Origin of the sequence: Paenibacillus sp. MMO-177 (genome assembly GCF_037147795.1) — a bacterium.
Lineage (GTDB): Bacteria > Bacillota > Bacilli > Paenibacillales > Paenibacillaceae > Pristimantibacillus.
In genome coordinates, this window is record NZ_JBBCUR010000011.1 from 1 (window position 1) to 13,996 (window position 13,996).

Consider the following 13,996-nt stretch of genomic DNA (forward strand, 5'->3'; position numbering starts at 1 on the left):
AGATTTCCCAATTAGTAAGACCCCTTGAAGACGACGAGGTTGATAGGTTCGGGGTGGAAGCACAGCAATGTGTGGAGCTGACGAATACTAATCGGTCGAGGGCTTATCCTACTACAGCTTAAGATAATTCATTATTTCGCATCCAGTTTTCAAGGCGCAAGCTTTGAATATATTCCCTGATAGCTCAGTTGGTAGAGCACTCGACTGTTAATCGAGTTGTCACAGGTTCGAGTCCTGTTCGGGGAGCCATATATAGAGAGGTGTCCGAGTGGTCGAAGGAGCACGATTGGAAATCGTGTAGGCTCTAACCGGGTCTCGAGGGTTCGAATCCCTTCCTCTCTGCCATAATTTTTTCTTACATAGCAGATCGCTACGTAATAAGCAAGGCCCGTTGGTCAAGGGGTTAAGACACCTCCCTTTCACGGAGGTAACAGGGGTTCGAATCCCCTACGGGTCACCATTTTTACAAAAAGAAATAAAAAAAAGTTCTTGCCAAGCTGACTTGAATGTGATATATTATAAAAGTCGCTCGAGAGAATATGGAGGCTTAGCTCAGCTGGGAGAGCATCTGCCTTACAAGCAGAGGGTCGGGGGTTCGATCCCCTCAGCCTCCACCATATAGATTTTACAATGACGCGGGGTGGAGCAGCTCGGTAGCTCGTCGGGCTCATAACCCGAAGGCCGCAGGTTCAAATCCTGCCCCCGCAACCAAAACTTTACCTTCGGTTATACCGAGAATTCGATGTGGAGCTGTGGTGTAGAGGCCTAACATGCCTGCCTGTCACGCAGGAGACCGCGGGTTCGAATCCCGTCAGCTCCGCCATTTAATCAAACATCAGGCTCGGTAGCTCAGTCGGTAGAGCAGAGGACTGAAAATCCTCGTGTCGGCGGTTCGATTCCGTCCCGAGCCACCATCTTTGATGGTTGGAATAATTCATATGCCGGTGTAGCTCAGTTGGTAGAGCAACTGACTTGTAATCAGTAGGTCGTGGGTTCGACTCCTATCGCCGGCACCATTTTACGGAGGGTTAGCGAAGTGGCCAAACGCGGGAGACTGTAAATCTCTTCCTAACGGTTCGGTGGTTCGAATCCATCACCCTCCACCATTTAGGGGCATAGTTTAAAGGTAGAACAAAGGTCTCCAAAACCTTTGGTGTGGGTTCAATTCCTGCTGCCCCTGCCAGATAATTTTTTAAGTGAATATGGCGGTCGTGGCGAAGTGGTTAACGCATCGGATTGTGGCTCCGAGATTCGAGGGTTCGATTCCCTTCGATCGCCCCATTATTTACTTGAAAGAAGATTTACTGTTGGGGATTAGCCAAGCGGTAAGGCAACGGACTTTGACTCCGTCACTCCAAGGTTCGAATCCTTGATCCCCAGCCATTTATGCGGAAGTGGCTCAGCGGTAGAGCATCGCCTTGCCAAGGCGAGGGTCGCGGGTTCGATTCCCGTCTTCCGCTCCATAATATGGTGGCGCCATAGCCAAGTGGTAAGGCAGAGCTCTGCAAAAGCTTTACCCCCAGTTCGAGTCTGGGTGGCGCCTCCACAATTATTTCAATAAGATGTGCCCTTAGCTCAGCTGGATAGAGCGTTTGACTACGAATCAAAAGGTCAGGAGTTCGAATCTCTTAGGGCACGCCATATTTACAAAATGCCGGTGTGGCGGAATGGCAGACGCGCGCGACTCAAAATCGTGAGGGAAACCGTGGAGGTTCGAGTCCTCTCACCGGCACCATATATTGAAATGATTGCGCTGATCGTACTTTGTACAGTCAGCGTTTTTTGATTATAATCAACATTTATGAACACCCGGCGGACCAACTTCCGCCGGGTGTTTTTTTGTTTATATCGATTGGTGTATGACCATACTGATTACTATCAAATACGGGTGAAGTGATGCAGCATGAGCCAGATCGATATTTCAGCGATTAAAGAAAAACTCGGAAATAGCAACGATATTGTTTTTAAGGAATTCCAAATCGAATATGCCGACAGGTTACGGAAAGTTCATTTGTTTTATGCGGATGGACTTGTAAATACGGGATCCGTTCAGGATTTTATATTGGAGACTTTAATGGTGGAGTTTCCGACGCTTGATACAAGCCAGCATCCTGTTCTGGACTTGTTGACTGCGGGGGACGTAGAAGAAGTGACATCGACGGATACGATGTATTATAACCTGTTTTCCGGTCATGTCATTCTTATATGGGATAGCACTAAAATATTGTCGATTGCCATGAATGGGATTAAAGACCGCGCTGTATCAGAAGCAATGACGGAAACGGTAAGCCGCGGTCCCAAAGAATCGTTTACGGAATCGATCCGCACAAATACGGCATTAGTCCGAAGGAAGATAAAGAACCCCGATTTGTGGCTGGAGAATATGCGGATCGGGAAAGTGACTCAGACCAGCGTCTCCATGATGTATATAAAAGGGATTGTAACCGATAAGATCGTGGATGAGGTGCGTGACCGATTATCCAGGATAGATATAGACGGGGTTCTGGAAAGCGGCTATATCGAAGAGCTGATTCAGGATTCCGCCTATAGTCCATTTCCGACTATGTACAACTCGGAAAGGCCGGATGTTATCGCTGCCGAACTTCTTGAAGGCAAGGTTGCGATATTCGTGGACGGAACACCTCATGTGCTTGTAGTTCCCGCATTGTTTATTTCTTTTATGCATTCGGCGGAGGATTATTACCAACGAGCCGATATAAGCTCGCTTATAAGGATTCTCCGCTTTATGGGGATTTTTATTGCTCTGTTAGGGCCTTCGCTTTATATAGCCATAACAACCTTCCATCAAGAGATGCTTCCTACTCAGCTGCTTATTGGTCTTGCGGCACAACGGGAGGGGATACCTTTTCCCGCTTTTATCGAAGCGCTAGTTATGGAAATTACGTTCGAGATTCTGCGCGAAGCCGGAGTGCGGATGCCAAGAACAATGGGGCAAGCCATTTCAATTGTTGGCACTTTGGTTATTGGACAAGCCGCTGTCGAAGCAGGGATTGTTTCAGCTGCGATGGTTATTGTCGTATCTATTACGGCTATATCAAGCTTTGTTGTACCCGCAATGAATATGTCAATCTCCATCAGGATGATCCGCTTTGTGTTAATGGGTCTGGCCGCATCGTTTGGTTTATACGGGATTATCCTGGGCATTTTTGCGCTAGTGCTTCATTTGTGCAGTCTTCGCACCTTCGGAGTACCGTATATGAGCCCGTTTGGACCGTTTATTGCGGAGGATACGAAGGATACCTTATTCCGCCTGCCGCATTGGGCCATGCGGAAACGCTTGCGTTTAATAAATCAGAATAATGTTACCCGGGGCAACAACAAGGCTCCCGGACCGAAGCGTTAGTCGAGAATAAAGGCAGCGAGATGAGGAATTGCGATGATGCGAAGACTATTAGTTTCCTTATTGTTTGTTTCGATAGCTATGACGCTGACAAGCTGCTGGAATCGGCGCGAGCTTAACGATCTGGCTATTGCTGTGGCAATTGGAATCGATAAGGACGGGGAGAATCAATATCAGGTGTCGGTTCAGGTCGTAGATCCGGGAGAGGTTGCCGCAAATAACAGAACGATGACCCGGACTCCCGTTACGTTCTATCAGGCGAAAGGGAACACCATTTTTGAAGCCATAAGAAAAATGACTACAATATCGCCGAGACCTATTTATTCCGCCCACCTTCGGATGTTGATCATTGGCGAGCAGTTAGCCAAAGAAGGGGTTGGGGATGCTCTTGAGTACATGTCGAGGTATTATGAGCACCGCACCGATTTTTACATAGCGATAGCAAGAGATACAACCGCTGCAAGCACATTAAAAATTTTAACCCATTTGGAAGCTATTCCTGCCAATCAGATGTACTCCTCTTTGCTTAACTCGCAGAAGGAATGGGCTCCGACTGCATCCATTACGCTGGATCAACTCATAATGGATATCGTCAGCAAAGGCAAAGAGGCGATTGTCACGGGACTTCGCCTCAGAGGCGACCGGGAAACAGGGGAAAGCCGGGCAAACGTTGAACGCATTGCTTCGACAGCTTACCTGCAATACTCGGGCTTGGCTGTTTTTAGACAGGATAAGCTTGTTGGCTGGCTGAATGAAGCCGAGAGCAGGGGCTACTCCATTATCCACAACGATGTTCATAATACGGTTGGGGTTATTGAATGCCCCGACGGCGGGAAAATGACTATTGAGGTCATTCGCTCTAAAACGACGCCTAAAGCCAAGATGGTTAACGGAGAACCGGAAATGCATTTAGGGGTCCGTACCGAGGTCAGCATTGGTGAAGTGCTGTGTAAAATCGATCTGACTAAGAAGTCGTCTATTTATGAACTGGAGCATATAGGCGAGGAAACCATTAAGGGCTTTATAGAAAAAACAATCCATCAGGTTCAAGAGAAGTATAAGGTTGATATATTCGGCTTTGGAGAGGTCGTTCATCGAGCCAAGCCCGCCTATTGGAAAGGGGTCGAAGATAAGTGGGATACTGTCTTTCAGTCGATGCCCGTCAAGGTGGATGTCGTGCTCAATATCCGACAGACCGGTACGGTCAATAATTCGTTTATGCAAGAAATGAAATAAGAAGGTAGCAGCTATGATGAAATATATATGGTTAATCGTAGTCGCAGCCGTAATTATTCTGATTGAAGTGCCGTCGATGCGGAAGAGAAAACTGATAAGGGATCTATGGGTATTCTCTTTTCTGCTGGGGCTAGGCATTGTTCTGGTGATTATGAGGTTCCTCAATTTGCATATTCCTAATCCGGTGAACGGGCTCGATTATATGCTGAGGCCTTTGGCCGAAGCCATTTTTCAATATCTAGGAGGGGGATAGCGGGGGATGCTTGAAAAAGGAAAAATAAGTCACCGGCAGCTGACCGTTCTCACGCTGTTGTACACGATTGGCACTTCTATTCTAATTGTTCCGTCTATCATGTCGGCGTACTCCAGACAAGACGGATGGATTGCGTGCTTGGTGGGAATAGGTGCCAATCTTTTAAGCATTTTAATCTACAGTGAGCTAGCTCGTCGTTATCCCTCTCTTAGCCTTGCGGAATATAGCGAGAAGATTCTAGGCAAATGGCTGGGAAAGGCACTTTCGTTGTTTTTCCTATCGTTTATCTTTTTGCTGTCTGCTTTGCTGCTTCGAGTCTTGGGAAATTTCATGACGACTCATATCATGCCAAACACGCCCATCGAAATTACCATTATTCTATTTATGACTGTGGTGGTTTACGCTGTTCGGCTTGGTCTTGAGACAACGGCTAGGGCAGCGGAGATTTTCTTGCCTTTTGTGATCGCCTTGTTTCTTTTTCTGGCTTTCTTCCTGCTGCCTCAGATTGAATTGGACCGAGTTGAGCCTATCTTTGAGGAAGGAATAAAGCCGATAATCCTGGGCGCGTTTTATTATTTCAATCTTCAGGAACAGGTTATTCTAATGATGCTGGTCCCTTATACGAACCGGCCTGAGAAAGCAAGAAGCGCCTTGGTCTCTGGAACGCTGCTGGGCAGCGTGGTTATTCTCGTCAGCGTTCTGCTGTCAACGCTGGTACTGGGAACGGAATTTACGCAGAGGAATATGTATGCCAGCTATACGCTGGCGAAGCAAATCAGCGTAGGGAACTTTCTGCAGAGGGTCGAGGCCATGCTGGCGATTATATGGTTGATCACGATTTTTTTCAAGACGGTGATTTGCGTGTATGCCGTAACGCTTGGGACAGCCCAGACGCTTCAGTTGAAGGACTACCGTACGCTGACCCTTCCGTTTGCCCTGCTGCTTGTGTTCTTGTCTCTTCTTGTCTATGACAATATCGTTAGCTTTATTTCATTTACGCCCAAGGTCTTTTCCGTATACGCGACCATCTTTATGGTTCTTATCCCGGTGGGGCTGCTTGGCATAGATGCTTTCCGTTCCGGCTTCAAGGGGAACCAATCATCATCGTGAGGTGCTGACTCTTGCTTAGGGTATGGCGCCTTTTTTGCATTTTGGACAGGATTCGACCCTTAAGGCGGAAGAGCGACTCGACCTAGGTCTAGCATAGAAACCGTCGGTGGTCCGTTTTAGAAAGCGCGGATTCGATCTACAATAGGAACATAAGCAAGAGAGCTTCACAAGAAGAGAATAAACAAAGCAATCTTTGAGAGGCGGTGGAAGAAGCAATGGATGGTAAAAAGGCGTTAGGCTTATTGCTTGCTGTTGCAGGCGGTATCATGGTACTAAAATTCTTCGGCATTCATCTTGGTGCATTGGTAGGTACCCTGTTCGCAATCGTATTAATTGGACTTGGGGTAGTTGCCTGGAGAAGCAATAAAAAGATAATCGGCGGTATTGTTGGCGCAATCGGTATTTTGATGCTGCTGCCGGCATTGTCCAAACTGATTATGCTGGGTATTGCGGTTGTGCTGATCCTGTTCGGTATTTCGATGGTGAAAAGCAATAACAATAATCGACATTTCTAATAAAAAAGTTGGGAGGGCCATACATGAGCATTATGCGGCGAGTGCGCGACATTACAGTTGCAACATTAAATGAAAGACTGGAAAAAGCAGAAGATCCGGTTCGCCTGATTGACCAGTTCCTCTGGTCGACAAGGGAAGAAATCATTCAAGCGGAGCGGCTGCATCAGCAATATCTGGCACATAGCAATCATCTGAAAGCGCAGTGGCTGCAAGCAGAGCAGCAGAAGGAAAAGCGCGAGCAGCAAGCGCTGACCGCGCTGAAAGCCGGCGAGGAGCAGCTTGCGAGAATCGCTCTTCACGAGAAGACAACAAGCGAAGAACGTTCGAATCAGTACCGCGAGCTGTATGAGCAAAGCCGTCAGAATACGATGGACCTGGAAGACCAGCTTCGCGAAATGCGAAGCGAATACCAGCTCGTCTATGACAAGCGCGAATATTACGCGGCAAGAATGGAGTCGCTCAGACTCCAGCAGCGCATGAATGCACGGTACACGGAGGGCGGCCAGGCGGGCGGCATTCAGCCTGGCTCGATGTTCCGCAGACTGGAAGACCGGATCGGCGATATGGAGATGGAGGCAAAAAGCCTGCATGATCTGCGCCGGATGGGCAAAGAGTTCATCAGCGAAGCAGGCAATCAAGTGCAATCCGTTATCGAACGCGAGCTGCAGCAATTAAAGAAGAAGCTTGAGAAGGAAGGATGGTCGTCTTGAAAAAACTGTACCGGTCCACCCGCGACAAGAAGCTGTTTGGTCTCTGCGGCGGACTCGCGGAAATGATCAATGTTGATGCGACCCTTATCCGTATCCTGCTAATCGTGGTTACCATCTTTACGAGCGGATTCGCAATCCCTGTCTACATCATCGCCGGCCTTATCGTTCCTAAGGAACCAACGTTTTATAACGGTCACGGCTTTGGACCCGGAGGGTTTGGAGGCGGCTACGGCGGCAGCGGTTACGGCAACGGCTATAACGGCGGTCAAGGCGGCCAAGGCGGATTTGGTTCCTCCTTCGGTGGTCCTTACAAAAACCCGCCGCAGGGACAATGGGACAACTTCTCGCAAGGACGTCCCGGCCAGCAAACCTCGTCGTCGCAATTCGATAGCATGATGGATGATCTGGAGAAAAAAGCACTCCGCAAAGAAATCGAAGAATTACGCGCCAAATTGGCTAAATATGAGAAGGGAGAGATTTAACAATGGGAATCTTTAAAAGAATGAAGGATCTGACTAAGGCATCGGTGAATGAGGTATTGGATAAAATGGAAGATCCGGTGGTTATGCTGAATCAATATCTGCGCGACATGGAATCGGAAATTCATCAAGCCGAAGTTACGGTAGCGAAACAAATGGCCAACGAACGCCGTCTGAAACAACGTCTGGATGAAGCGGTACGCAGCATCGCCGACCGTGAGTCGAAGGCAGAAGCAGCACTTCGCGCCGGCCAGGAAGAGTTCGCTCGCAAGCTGCTCGAGGAGAAGCTTTATTTCGACCAGAAAGTGAACGAATACAGCGATCTTCATGCACAAGCGAAAACGCAAGCAGAAGAGCTGATGCAGCAATTGCACGGCATGAAGGATGAGTTCTACCAGCTTCGCAACAAACGCAATGAGCTCGCATCCCGCGCTCAGATCGCTAAAGCGCAAAAGCAAATGGCTCAAATTTCTTCGAACCATACGATCGACAGCGGTACGGCGTCGAGAGGCTTCTACCGTATGGAAGAGAAAATCATGCAGCTTGAAGCGGAAGCGGATGTTCTTCGCACACCTTACTCTGCAGCATACACCGGTACTGGCACCAATACAGGATCCTTTAGTGCCGCTGATATGGAGAAAAAGCTGAAGGTTGACGAGCAGCTTGAAGCTTTGAAAAGCAAGCTGAACAAACCGGAAGAAGTATAAATCAACTAGAAGTATGCTAAGACGGAGGAGCGGACCTGGTAACCGCAAGGTCATTAAGCCTAGCTTAATGACCTTGCGGGAGACGGTCTGCTCTTCCCTGCGTACGTATTAGAAGGAGTTGGACCTGGATGGCTGAGGGACAAGCGAATGAGCACCATCGTGCGGAGAGGCCCAATAAAGAAGCAAGACGCAAAAATGTGACCGAGACCGTATTGTGGCTCATTATTATCGTGAGTCTTGTCATCATTGTGCTGCAGGCGATTGGTTACGTGCGGCTGTATACTTTCCAAGGCAAGTGGGCTATCTTAGGACTTACCGTAATCGGGGCAGCAATGGCAGCTGCAGCGATCGTCGGCTTTCTGCAGAATTCCAAGCTCAAGCAAGCGGTTGAACGGCTTAGCGAACAGCAGCGCAGACGCAGCTATCGGGTGACGCTGACTTCGGGGGAGGAGGAAGGCGGTGTTCCGGTGTCCGAACAGGAGCAAAGCGATGCGATCTGGACGGAGAAGGTCAAATTCTCGGCAGTTATCGAGGAACGACAACGGCTTGCAAGAGAGCTGCATGACGCGGTTAGTCAGCAGCTGTTCGCGATCTCGATGACGGCAACGGCTGTCAGCCGCACGATTGAGCGGGACTGGGAGCGGGCGAAAAGACAGGTACAGCTCATCGAGGAGATGGCTTCCGTAGCGCAATCCGAGATGCGCGCCCTGCTGCTGCATTTAAGACCCGTTCATCTGGACGGCAAAAATTTGGCTGCCGCTTTAACCGCGCTGGTGGACGAGCTTAAGCAAAAGGTTCCGATGACGATTGATCTTGATGTTGATGATTCGATTACGATGAAGCCCGAGGCGGAGGATCATTTGTTCAGAATCGCGCAAGAAGCCTTGTCGAATACCCTTCGGCATGCAAAAGCGGAAAGTATGGAAATTAAGCTGCATCGGAAAGGCCCCGAAGTACGTATGTTATTAAAAGATACCGGCATCGGGTTCGACCTGGAAGCGAAGAAACAAACCTCTTACGGATTATTAACGATGGAAGAGCGTGTGAATGAGCTTGGCGGCTATTTACATATGATCTCAAAACCGGGAGAGGGAACAAGCATAGATATCCGGGTTCCGATTGACGGCGAAATAGAAAAGTAGACAACCATGTACATGTTGAAGGAAGCGGTGAATAAGGTGGAACCGATCGAACAACTGAATGAACGGATTAAAGTATTGTTAGTCGATGATCATGAAATGGTGCGTATCGGACTGGCTGCGGTGCTCGATACGGAAGAGGGTATCGAAGTCGTAGGGGAAGCAAGCAACGGTTATGACGGAATCCGGCTGGCTCAGGCCTATAAGCCTGATATCGTACTTATGGATCTTGTTATGGACGGCATGGATGGCGTGGAAACAACGCAAAAGCTGCTTGAGCTGTATCCGGAGTGCAAGGTTATCGTATTAACCAGCTTTATTGACGATAGCAAGCTGTATCCGGTTATTGAAGCGGGCGCGTTCAGCTACCTGCTCAAGACGGCAAGAGCAACGGAGATTGCGGATGCGATCCGCGCAGCGGCGCGCGGCCAGTCGGTACTGGAGTCGCAGGTTGCCGCCAAGATGATGAACCGGCTCCGCAAACCGAAGCAGCCGGTACAAGCGGCGCTTCACGATGATTTGACGGAGCGGGAGATGGACGTTCTGAAGCGGGTAGCGCAAGGCATGTCCAATCAGGAAATAGCGGACGAGCTGTTTATCGGCGTGAAGACCGTCAAGTTCCACATTACGAACATCTTTAATAAACTTGGCGTTGAGGACCGTACGCAAGCGGCGATTTACGCGCATAAGCAAGGGATTGCGGAGTAAGAAGCAGGTTGGAGATCGGAGCGGGGCTTGCCTGAAGTTGAATTTCAGGGGAGCCCCCTTTTTTTGTTGACGGCTGGAGGGGAAGTCCAGTTTTTGCTAAAATAAGTTAAAGGCGGCGGTTAAGAAGCATTCCGCTAGAAGGAAAAGGCCAATACGTTGCCATCGAATTGTAGTAACAGCTATAGGGCTGCAGGAGCGGGATATCCTTGCGCAGCAAATCCAGTACTTTTGCGGAAAGAGGCTCTTCAAGCGCTTTGTGAAGACAAGCGAGCCAGCCTTTTGGACCGGTGAGCAGCTGAACAGAGGATTCGTTCATGCAGGACTCCGGAAGTTGGATCTGCCAGGTACCGTTCACAAGCATCAGTCCATATTTAACCGCGGCGGGATGGGACATGGCTTGTTCAAGAGTCGACCTAAGCTGCGGATTCAGGAGGGCTTCAGCCTCTTTGAGGAAAGCAAGCAGTCCGTTTACGGCTGCAGCTGTCTTTCGCAGCTCTTCCTCAATGACAGACAATGAAGGATTTTGCTTGATTGTTCGGGCGGAGAGCCGGATCTTGAGCTGGGCTTGTCTGCTGTGCCGAAGCCATCCTGCCGCCGTTTGGGCAGCATGACGGTAAGGGGCGCCCCAATCGAAGCTGTCAAATAAAGCAGATCCGGGAGGCAGCCTCGCAGGCTCTTCTTCTCGGAATGAACTTTTGCCGTAAGGCCGAACCGGAGCAGCGGCATAAAGCCGATCGGTTCGTCTGGCAGGCGTTATAGACATCATTCGCATTTAGACTGCCTCCTTTATGGTTGATATGTCAAGCATATTATGCTTTTGCGGCAAAGGCTGGCGAATGGTGTCTGTCAGAACAAAAGAAATAAAAAAGCAATAAGCGCAAAATCAAGCGTAATCAAATCGCGGAACGGATAGTACGGGCGAGGCTCGTAGTCGTAAGGGTCAAACGGGTAGGATTGCGTTTGCACGGGCTGCTCCGGCTTGCTTGATTTGCCTTGCGGACGGACCTTGGATTTAGGGCTTTTCTTGCTCTTCTTCGAGGATTGTACCGTTGCAGCCTCCGGCTCGTCGGCAGCGGAAACGTTAGGATCTTCGTTGAGCGTAAGCTTTCCGCCCGAGCATCTGCTCAGCATGCCGATATGCCTCGTTCCATCCTTCATAATGATATACACAGGCATGCCGCAAAATCGCGATACGATATCTTCCTCGAGAGGATAAATCTGTTCCATTCAGGCTCCTCCTTATGTTTACTTGCATTAGGCTTTGCAACCAGTGTATTCACCCAGAGGCGAATAGGTATGGTCAAACACCTAGCGGTAATAAATGGTCAAAGGGAGGTTATGGTCATCGCAGCGAATCGATTTGTTCAAAAGACGGCCGAGCAATCCAGCCGTAAGAAAGCGCGGCGCGCGGTTTTTTTGGCAGCAGTTGTTCTGGTAGTCGGCATGATCTGGGCAGTCTTCAACAGGGACCAGCTCCGGTCCGACGAGAATCCGGGCATCGTTGCCCATGATCTGGCGCTGCTATGGCAGTGGACGGACAAGCTCTACAGCAACGGCGCGGCCGATACCGAATGGACCATAAGATGGGATCTTGAAGGGGAAAACCTGGAGCAGGCGGAACAACAGCTTCAAGCGGATGAAAAGGGACAGAAGCAGGGAACACTGTCCATATTCCCGCTAACGTCGGATCATAAGGCCATGCTTGTATTTACGACCAATCAGAAGGCGGACAAGAAGCAGCTGCTTGCGTTCGTAAACCGTACGGAAGCCGTATTAAAGAAGGCGGGCGTTTCCTATTCCGGAGGTATGACGGTTCGCGGTAAGACGGAATACAATAACGCAGCGGAACGTCTGGCAAAGGCCGCGGGCGGCAAACGGATTGACCGGTACAAGGACGAGAGCGGAACGGTCAGCGAAGCTTACTACTCGGAAAAGCTCTTCTCTTCGGTGGAAGCGGGAGCGGGAAAGAAGGCGAATCTGCAAGTTGCCGAGCATCGCGAAACCGAGTCCGGGGCGCTTTCCTTAATCGTCGGAACCCCGTTAATAACGGGAGATTACACCGTTTCCGAAGCAGGAAACGATTAGAAGAAATATGATGGCTAATTAGTTTTTTTTATGATTGGATGAATAGCAGTTTAAGGATTAATATGCTAAACTACATAAATAAAAATAAAAAAATATATGGAAAGAATGAGGGAACTGACTGTTATGAACGTTGAATCATCAAATGCGCAAGGCGCTATTTATTATATCTTCGGGGCGACAGGCGATTTGGCGAAGCGCAAGTTGTTTCCTGCCTTGTTCAGCTTATATAAAGAAGGAAAGCTGTCTGAAAATTTCGCCGTTGTAGGCCTCGCGCGCAGAGAGCGCACAAACGAACAGTTCCGCGCCGACCTGTACGAGTCGATCGTGGAATTCTGCCGTTATAAAGCAGATGACGTAGAGCTCTGGAACCGCTTCGCAGAGCACTTCGAATATATGCCGCTTGATATTAACAACGTAGAAGCATTCCGCGGTCTGGCAACACTGTCCGATCAGCTGGATGCCAAATTCAATATTCCGGGCAACCGTCTGTTCTATCTGGCGCTTGCACCGTCGCTGTTCGGCCCCGTATCGTTCAGCCTTCGCGACGGCGGACTGCTCGAATCCAAGGGCTGGCACCGCGTCGTCATCGAGAAGCCATTCGGCTATGATCTGGAATCGGCGCAAAAGCTGAATGACCAAATCACGCAAGTATTCAAAGAAGAAGAAATCTACCGTATTGACCACTACCTCGGCAAAGAGATGGTGCAAAATATTCAAGTGATCCGCTTTGCGAATGCGTTTTTTGAGCCGCTGTGGAACAACAATCATATCGCAAACGTGCAGATCACGCTTTCTGAAACGGTTGGCGTAGAAGAACGCGGCGGTTACTACGATAAATCCGGCGCCCTTCGCGACATGGGTCAAAACCATATGCTTCAAATGCTGACGATGATTGCTATGGAGCCGCCTAGCCGCCTGCATGGCGAAGACATTCGCGACGAGAAGGTTAAAGTGCTTCGCTCCCTTCGTCCGTACAAATCGAGCGACGAAGTACGCAACCTGGTTGTACGCGGCCAATACAGCGAAGGCTCTCTCAATGGGAAAGAGCTTCCCGGTTACCGCCAAGAGGATTCGGTAGGCGAGAACTCCACGACGGAAACTTATTTTGCCGCAAAGCTGGCGGTTGACAATTTCCGCTGGGCGGGAGTACCGTTCTACATTCGCACAGGCAAACGACTTCCGGTGAAAACGACGGAGGTTGTTATCGAATTCAAATCGATGCCGCAAAACGTTTTGTTCGCGCAGCGTCATGATCTGCAGCCGAACTTGCTCGTTATTCGCGTTAACCCGATGGAAGGCATCTATATTAAAGTAAATGCCAAGACTCCGGGCGAAGACAATTCGGTACAGCCTGTAAATATGGAATTCTGCCAAAGCTGCCAAATCGGCATCAATACGCCGGAAGCTTACGAGCGCCTGATCCATGATGCCGTTCGCGGGGATTCGACGTACTTCACCCGTTGGGATGAAGTGGCTCAAGCTTGGGAATTCGTTGACCGCATCGCGGCTGCATGGCGCGAAGATTCGTCCGATCTGCAGCACTATCCTGCAGGCTCGTGGGGCCCGGAGAAAGCTGAAAAGCTGCTGGCGCAAGACGGCTTCAAATGGTGGCCGGTTAACGGGCAAGAAGAAGATAATGTGATTTGGGTATCGAATAGCGGCAAGTAATTTAGTACCAGCACACCGCTGACGG

The 13,996-nt window shown here is 49.5% G+C and carries 14 protein-coding genes, 16 tRNA genes and 1 rRNA gene; 29 read left to right on the plus strand and 2 right to left on the minus strand.

Annotated elements, in window-relative coordinates:
- From WFK81_RS25275 to WFK81_RS25405, 27 genes are all read left to right on the plus strand, one after another.
- Window positions 1-111, plus strand: a 23S ribosomal RNA gene (locus WFK81_RS25275); the annotation flags it as partial.
- A 62-nt stretch (window positions 112-173) separates the two neighbouring features.
- A tRNA-Asn gene (locus WFK81_RS25280) sits at window positions 174-249 on the plus strand.
- 5 nt (window positions 250-254) lie between these two features.
- Window positions 255-345 (plus strand) — tRNA-Ser (locus tag WFK81_RS25285).
- A gap of 40 nt (window positions 346-385) precedes the next feature.
- Window positions 386-460 (plus strand) — tRNA-Glu (locus tag WFK81_RS25290).
- A gap of 81 nt (window positions 461-541) precedes the next feature.
- A tRNA-Val gene (locus tag WFK81_RS25295) sits at window positions 542-617 on the plus strand.
- Between the two features lie 17 nt (window positions 618-634).
- Window positions 635-711: transfer RNA gene (locus WFK81_RS25300), tRNA-Met, on the plus strand.
- Window positions 712-746: 35 nt separating this feature from the next.
- Window positions 747-823 (plus strand) — tRNA-Asp (locus WFK81_RS25305).
- A 15-nt stretch (window positions 824-838) separates the two neighbouring features.
- Window positions 839-914, plus strand: a tRNA-Phe gene (locus WFK81_RS25310).
- 26 nt (window positions 915-940) lie between these two features.
- Window positions 941-1,016, plus strand: a tRNA-Thr gene (locus WFK81_RS25315).
- 6 nt (window positions 1,017-1,022) lie between these two features.
- A tRNA-Tyr gene (locus WFK81_RS25320) sits at window positions 1,023-1,106 on the plus strand.
- A gap of 3 nt (window positions 1,107-1,109) precedes the next feature.
- A tRNA-Trp gene (locus WFK81_RS25325) sits at window positions 1,110-1,183 on the plus strand.
- A gap of 22 nt (window positions 1,184-1,205) precedes the next feature.
- Window positions 1,206-1,281, plus strand: a tRNA-His gene (locus WFK81_RS25330).
- Between the two features lie 27 nt (window positions 1,282-1,308).
- A tRNA-Gln gene (locus WFK81_RS25335) sits at window positions 1,309-1,383 on the plus strand.
- Window positions 1,384-1,388: 5 nt separating this feature from the next.
- Window positions 1,389-1,463 (plus strand) — tRNA-Gly (locus WFK81_RS25340).
- 9 nt (window positions 1,464-1,472) lie between these two features.
- A tRNA-Cys gene (locus WFK81_RS25345) sits at window positions 1,473-1,546 on the plus strand.
- Between the two features lie 18 nt (window positions 1,547-1,564).
- A tRNA-Arg gene (locus WFK81_RS25350) sits at window positions 1,565-1,641 on the plus strand.
- A gap of 12 nt (window positions 1,642-1,653) precedes the next feature.
- Window positions 1,654-1,735 (plus strand) — tRNA-Leu (locus tag WFK81_RS25355).
- Window positions 1,736-1,903: 168 nt separating this feature from the next.
- Window positions 1,904-3,364: a spore germination protein gene (locus WFK81_RS25360; protein WP_336789487.1), complete on the plus strand. Its 1,461-nt coding sequence runs from the start codon at window positions 1,904-1,906 to the stop codon at window positions 3,362-3,364.
- A 36-nt stretch (window positions 3,365-3,400) separates the two neighbouring features.
- Window positions 3,401-4,597, plus strand: a complete 1,197-nt coding sequence (locus tag WFK81_RS25365; RefSeq protein WP_336789488.1) for a Ger(x)C family spore germination protein — start codon at window positions 3,401-3,403, stop codon at window positions 4,595-4,597.
- A gap of 13 nt (window positions 4,598-4,610) precedes the next feature.
- A complete protein-coding gene (locus WFK81_RS25370; protein ID WP_336789489.1) occupies window positions 4,611-4,850 on the plus strand; it encodes a hypothetical protein in 240 nt (79 codons plus the stop codon).
- A gap of 6 nt (window positions 4,851-4,856) precedes the next feature.
- Complete coding sequence (locus tag WFK81_RS25375; RefSeq protein ID WP_336789490.1) at window positions 4,857-5,960, plus strand: GerAB/ArcD/ProY family transporter; 1,104 nt, start codon at window positions 4,857-4,859, stop codon at window positions 5,958-5,960.
- A 215-nt stretch (window positions 5,961-6,175) separates the two neighbouring features.
- Window positions 6,176-6,475 (plus strand): LiaF transmembrane domain-containing protein, encoded by a 300-nt coding sequence (locus WFK81_RS25380; protein WP_336789492.1) that lies wholly within the window; start codon window positions 6,176-6,178, stop codon window positions 6,473-6,475.
- 23 nt (window positions 6,476-6,498) lie between these two features.
- Window positions 6,499-7,185, plus strand: coding sequence for a PspA/IM30 family protein (locus WFK81_RS25385; RefSeq protein WP_336789494.1), 687 nt, complete (start codon window positions 6,499-6,501; stop codon window positions 7,183-7,185).
- Complete coding sequence (locus WFK81_RS25390; RefSeq protein ID WP_336789496.1) at window positions 7,173-7,667, plus strand: PspC domain-containing protein; 495 nt, start codon at window positions 7,173-7,175, stop codon at window positions 7,665-7,667. The genes WFK81_RS25385 and WFK81_RS25390 overlap by 13 nt, the downstream gene beginning before the upstream one ends.
- Before the next feature lie 2 nt (window positions 7,668-7,669).
- Window positions 7,670-8,371 carry a PspA/IM30 family protein gene (locus WFK81_RS25395; protein WP_336789498.1) on the plus strand — a complete coding sequence of 234 codons (702 nt, stop codon included), beginning with the start codon at window positions 7,670-7,672 and terminating at the stop codon, window positions 8,369-8,371.
- Between the two features lie 128 nt (window positions 8,372-8,499).
- Window positions 8,500-9,513 carry a sensor histidine kinase gene (locus WFK81_RS25400; RefSeq protein ID WP_336789499.1) on the plus strand — a complete coding sequence of 338 codons (1,014 nt, stop codon included), beginning with the start codon at window positions 8,500-8,502 and terminating at the stop codon, window positions 9,511-9,513.
- A 6-nt stretch (window positions 9,514-9,519) separates the two neighbouring features.
- Window positions 9,520-10,218 (plus strand): response regulator, encoded by a 699-nt coding sequence (locus WFK81_RS25405; RefSeq protein WP_442956100.1) that lies wholly within the window; start codon window positions 9,520-9,522, stop codon window positions 10,216-10,218.
- A 106-nt stretch (window positions 10,219-10,324) separates the two neighbouring features.
- Here WFK81_RS25405 and WFK81_RS25410 read toward each other — a convergent pair whose 3' ends face one another.
- A complete protein-coding gene (locus WFK81_RS25410) occupies window positions 10,325-10,990 on the minus strand; it encodes a hypothetical protein (protein WP_336789500.1) in 666 nt (221 codons plus the stop codon).
- A gap of 74 nt (window positions 10,991-11,064) precedes the next feature.
- Window positions 11,065-11,445, minus strand: coding sequence for a hypothetical protein (locus tag WFK81_RS25415; RefSeq protein ID WP_336789502.1), 381 nt, complete (start codon window positions 11,443-11,445; stop codon window positions 11,065-11,067).
- Between the two features lie 69 nt (window positions 11,446-11,514).
- Here WFK81_RS25415 and WFK81_RS25420 point away from each other — a divergent pair, with 69 nt between their 5' ends.
- Window positions 11,515-12,303: a YwmB family TATA-box binding protein gene (locus WFK81_RS25420; protein WP_336789504.1), complete on the plus strand. Its 789-nt coding sequence runs from the start codon at window positions 11,515-11,517 to the stop codon at window positions 12,301-12,303.
- A 123-nt stretch (window positions 12,304-12,426) separates the two neighbouring features.
- Window positions 12,427-13,971, plus strand: a complete 1,545-nt coding sequence (zwf, locus tag WFK81_RS25425; protein ID WP_336789506.1) for a glucose-6-phosphate dehydrogenase — start codon at window positions 12,427-12,429, stop codon at window positions 13,969-13,971.
- Window positions 13,972-13,996: the final 25 nt, after the last annotated feature.

Excerpts from the sequence above, each read along its gene's own strand:
- WFK81_RS25395 (WP_336789498.1), top strand. The coding sequence starts at position 7,670 with ATGGGAATCTTTAAAAGAATGAAGGATCTGACTAAGGCATCGGTGAAT.
- WFK81_RS25370 (WP_336789489.1), top strand. The coding sequence starts at position 4,611 with ATGATGAAATATATATGGTTAATCGTAGTCGCAGCCGTAATTATTCTG.
- WFK81_RS25360 (WP_336789487.1), top strand. The coding sequence starts at position 1,904 with ATGAGCCAGATCGATATTTCAGCGATTAAAGAAAAACTCGGAAATAGC.
- WFK81_RS25365 (WP_336789488.1), top strand. The coding sequence starts at position 3,401 with ATGCGAAGACTATTAGTTTCCTTATTGTTTGTTTCGATAGCTATGACG.
- WFK81_RS25385 (WP_336789494.1), top strand. The coding sequence starts at position 6,499 with ATGAGCATTATGCGGCGAGTGCGCGACATTACAGTTGCAACATTAAAT.
- WFK81_RS25380 (WP_336789492.1), top strand. The coding sequence starts at position 6,176 with ATGGATGGTAAAAAGGCGTTAGGCTTATTGCTTGCTGTTGCAGGCGGT.
- zwf (WP_336789506.1), top strand. The coding sequence starts at position 12,427 with ATGAACGTTGAATCATCAAATGCGCAAGGCGCTATTTATTATATCTTC.
- WFK81_RS25375 (WP_336789490.1), top strand. The coding sequence starts at position 4,857 with ATGCTTGAAAAAGGAAAAATAAGTCACCGGCAGCTGACCGTTCTCACG.
- WFK81_RS25410 (WP_336789500.1), bottom strand. The coding sequence starts at position 10,990 with ATGCGAATGATGTCTATAACGCCTGCCAGACGAACCGATCGGCTTTAT.
- WFK81_RS25400 (WP_336789499.1), top strand. The coding sequence starts at position 8,500 with ATGGCTGAGGGACAAGCGAATGAGCACCATCGTGCGGAGAGGCCCAAT.
- WFK81_RS25420 (WP_336789504.1), top strand. The coding sequence starts at position 11,515 with ATGGTCAAACACCTAGCGGTAATAAATGGTCAAAGGGAGGTTATGGTC.
- WFK81_RS25390 (WP_336789496.1), top strand. The coding sequence starts at position 7,173 with ATGGTCGTCTTGAAAAAACTGTACCGGTCCACCCGCGACAAGAAGCTG.
- WFK81_RS25405 (WP_442956100.1), top strand. The coding sequence starts at position 9,520 with ATGTACATGTTGAAGGAAGCGGTGAATAAGGTGGAACCGATCGAACAA.
- WFK81_RS25415 (WP_336789502.1), bottom strand. The coding sequence starts at position 11,445 with ATGGAACAGATTTATCCTCTCGAGGAAGATATCGTATCGCGATTTTGC.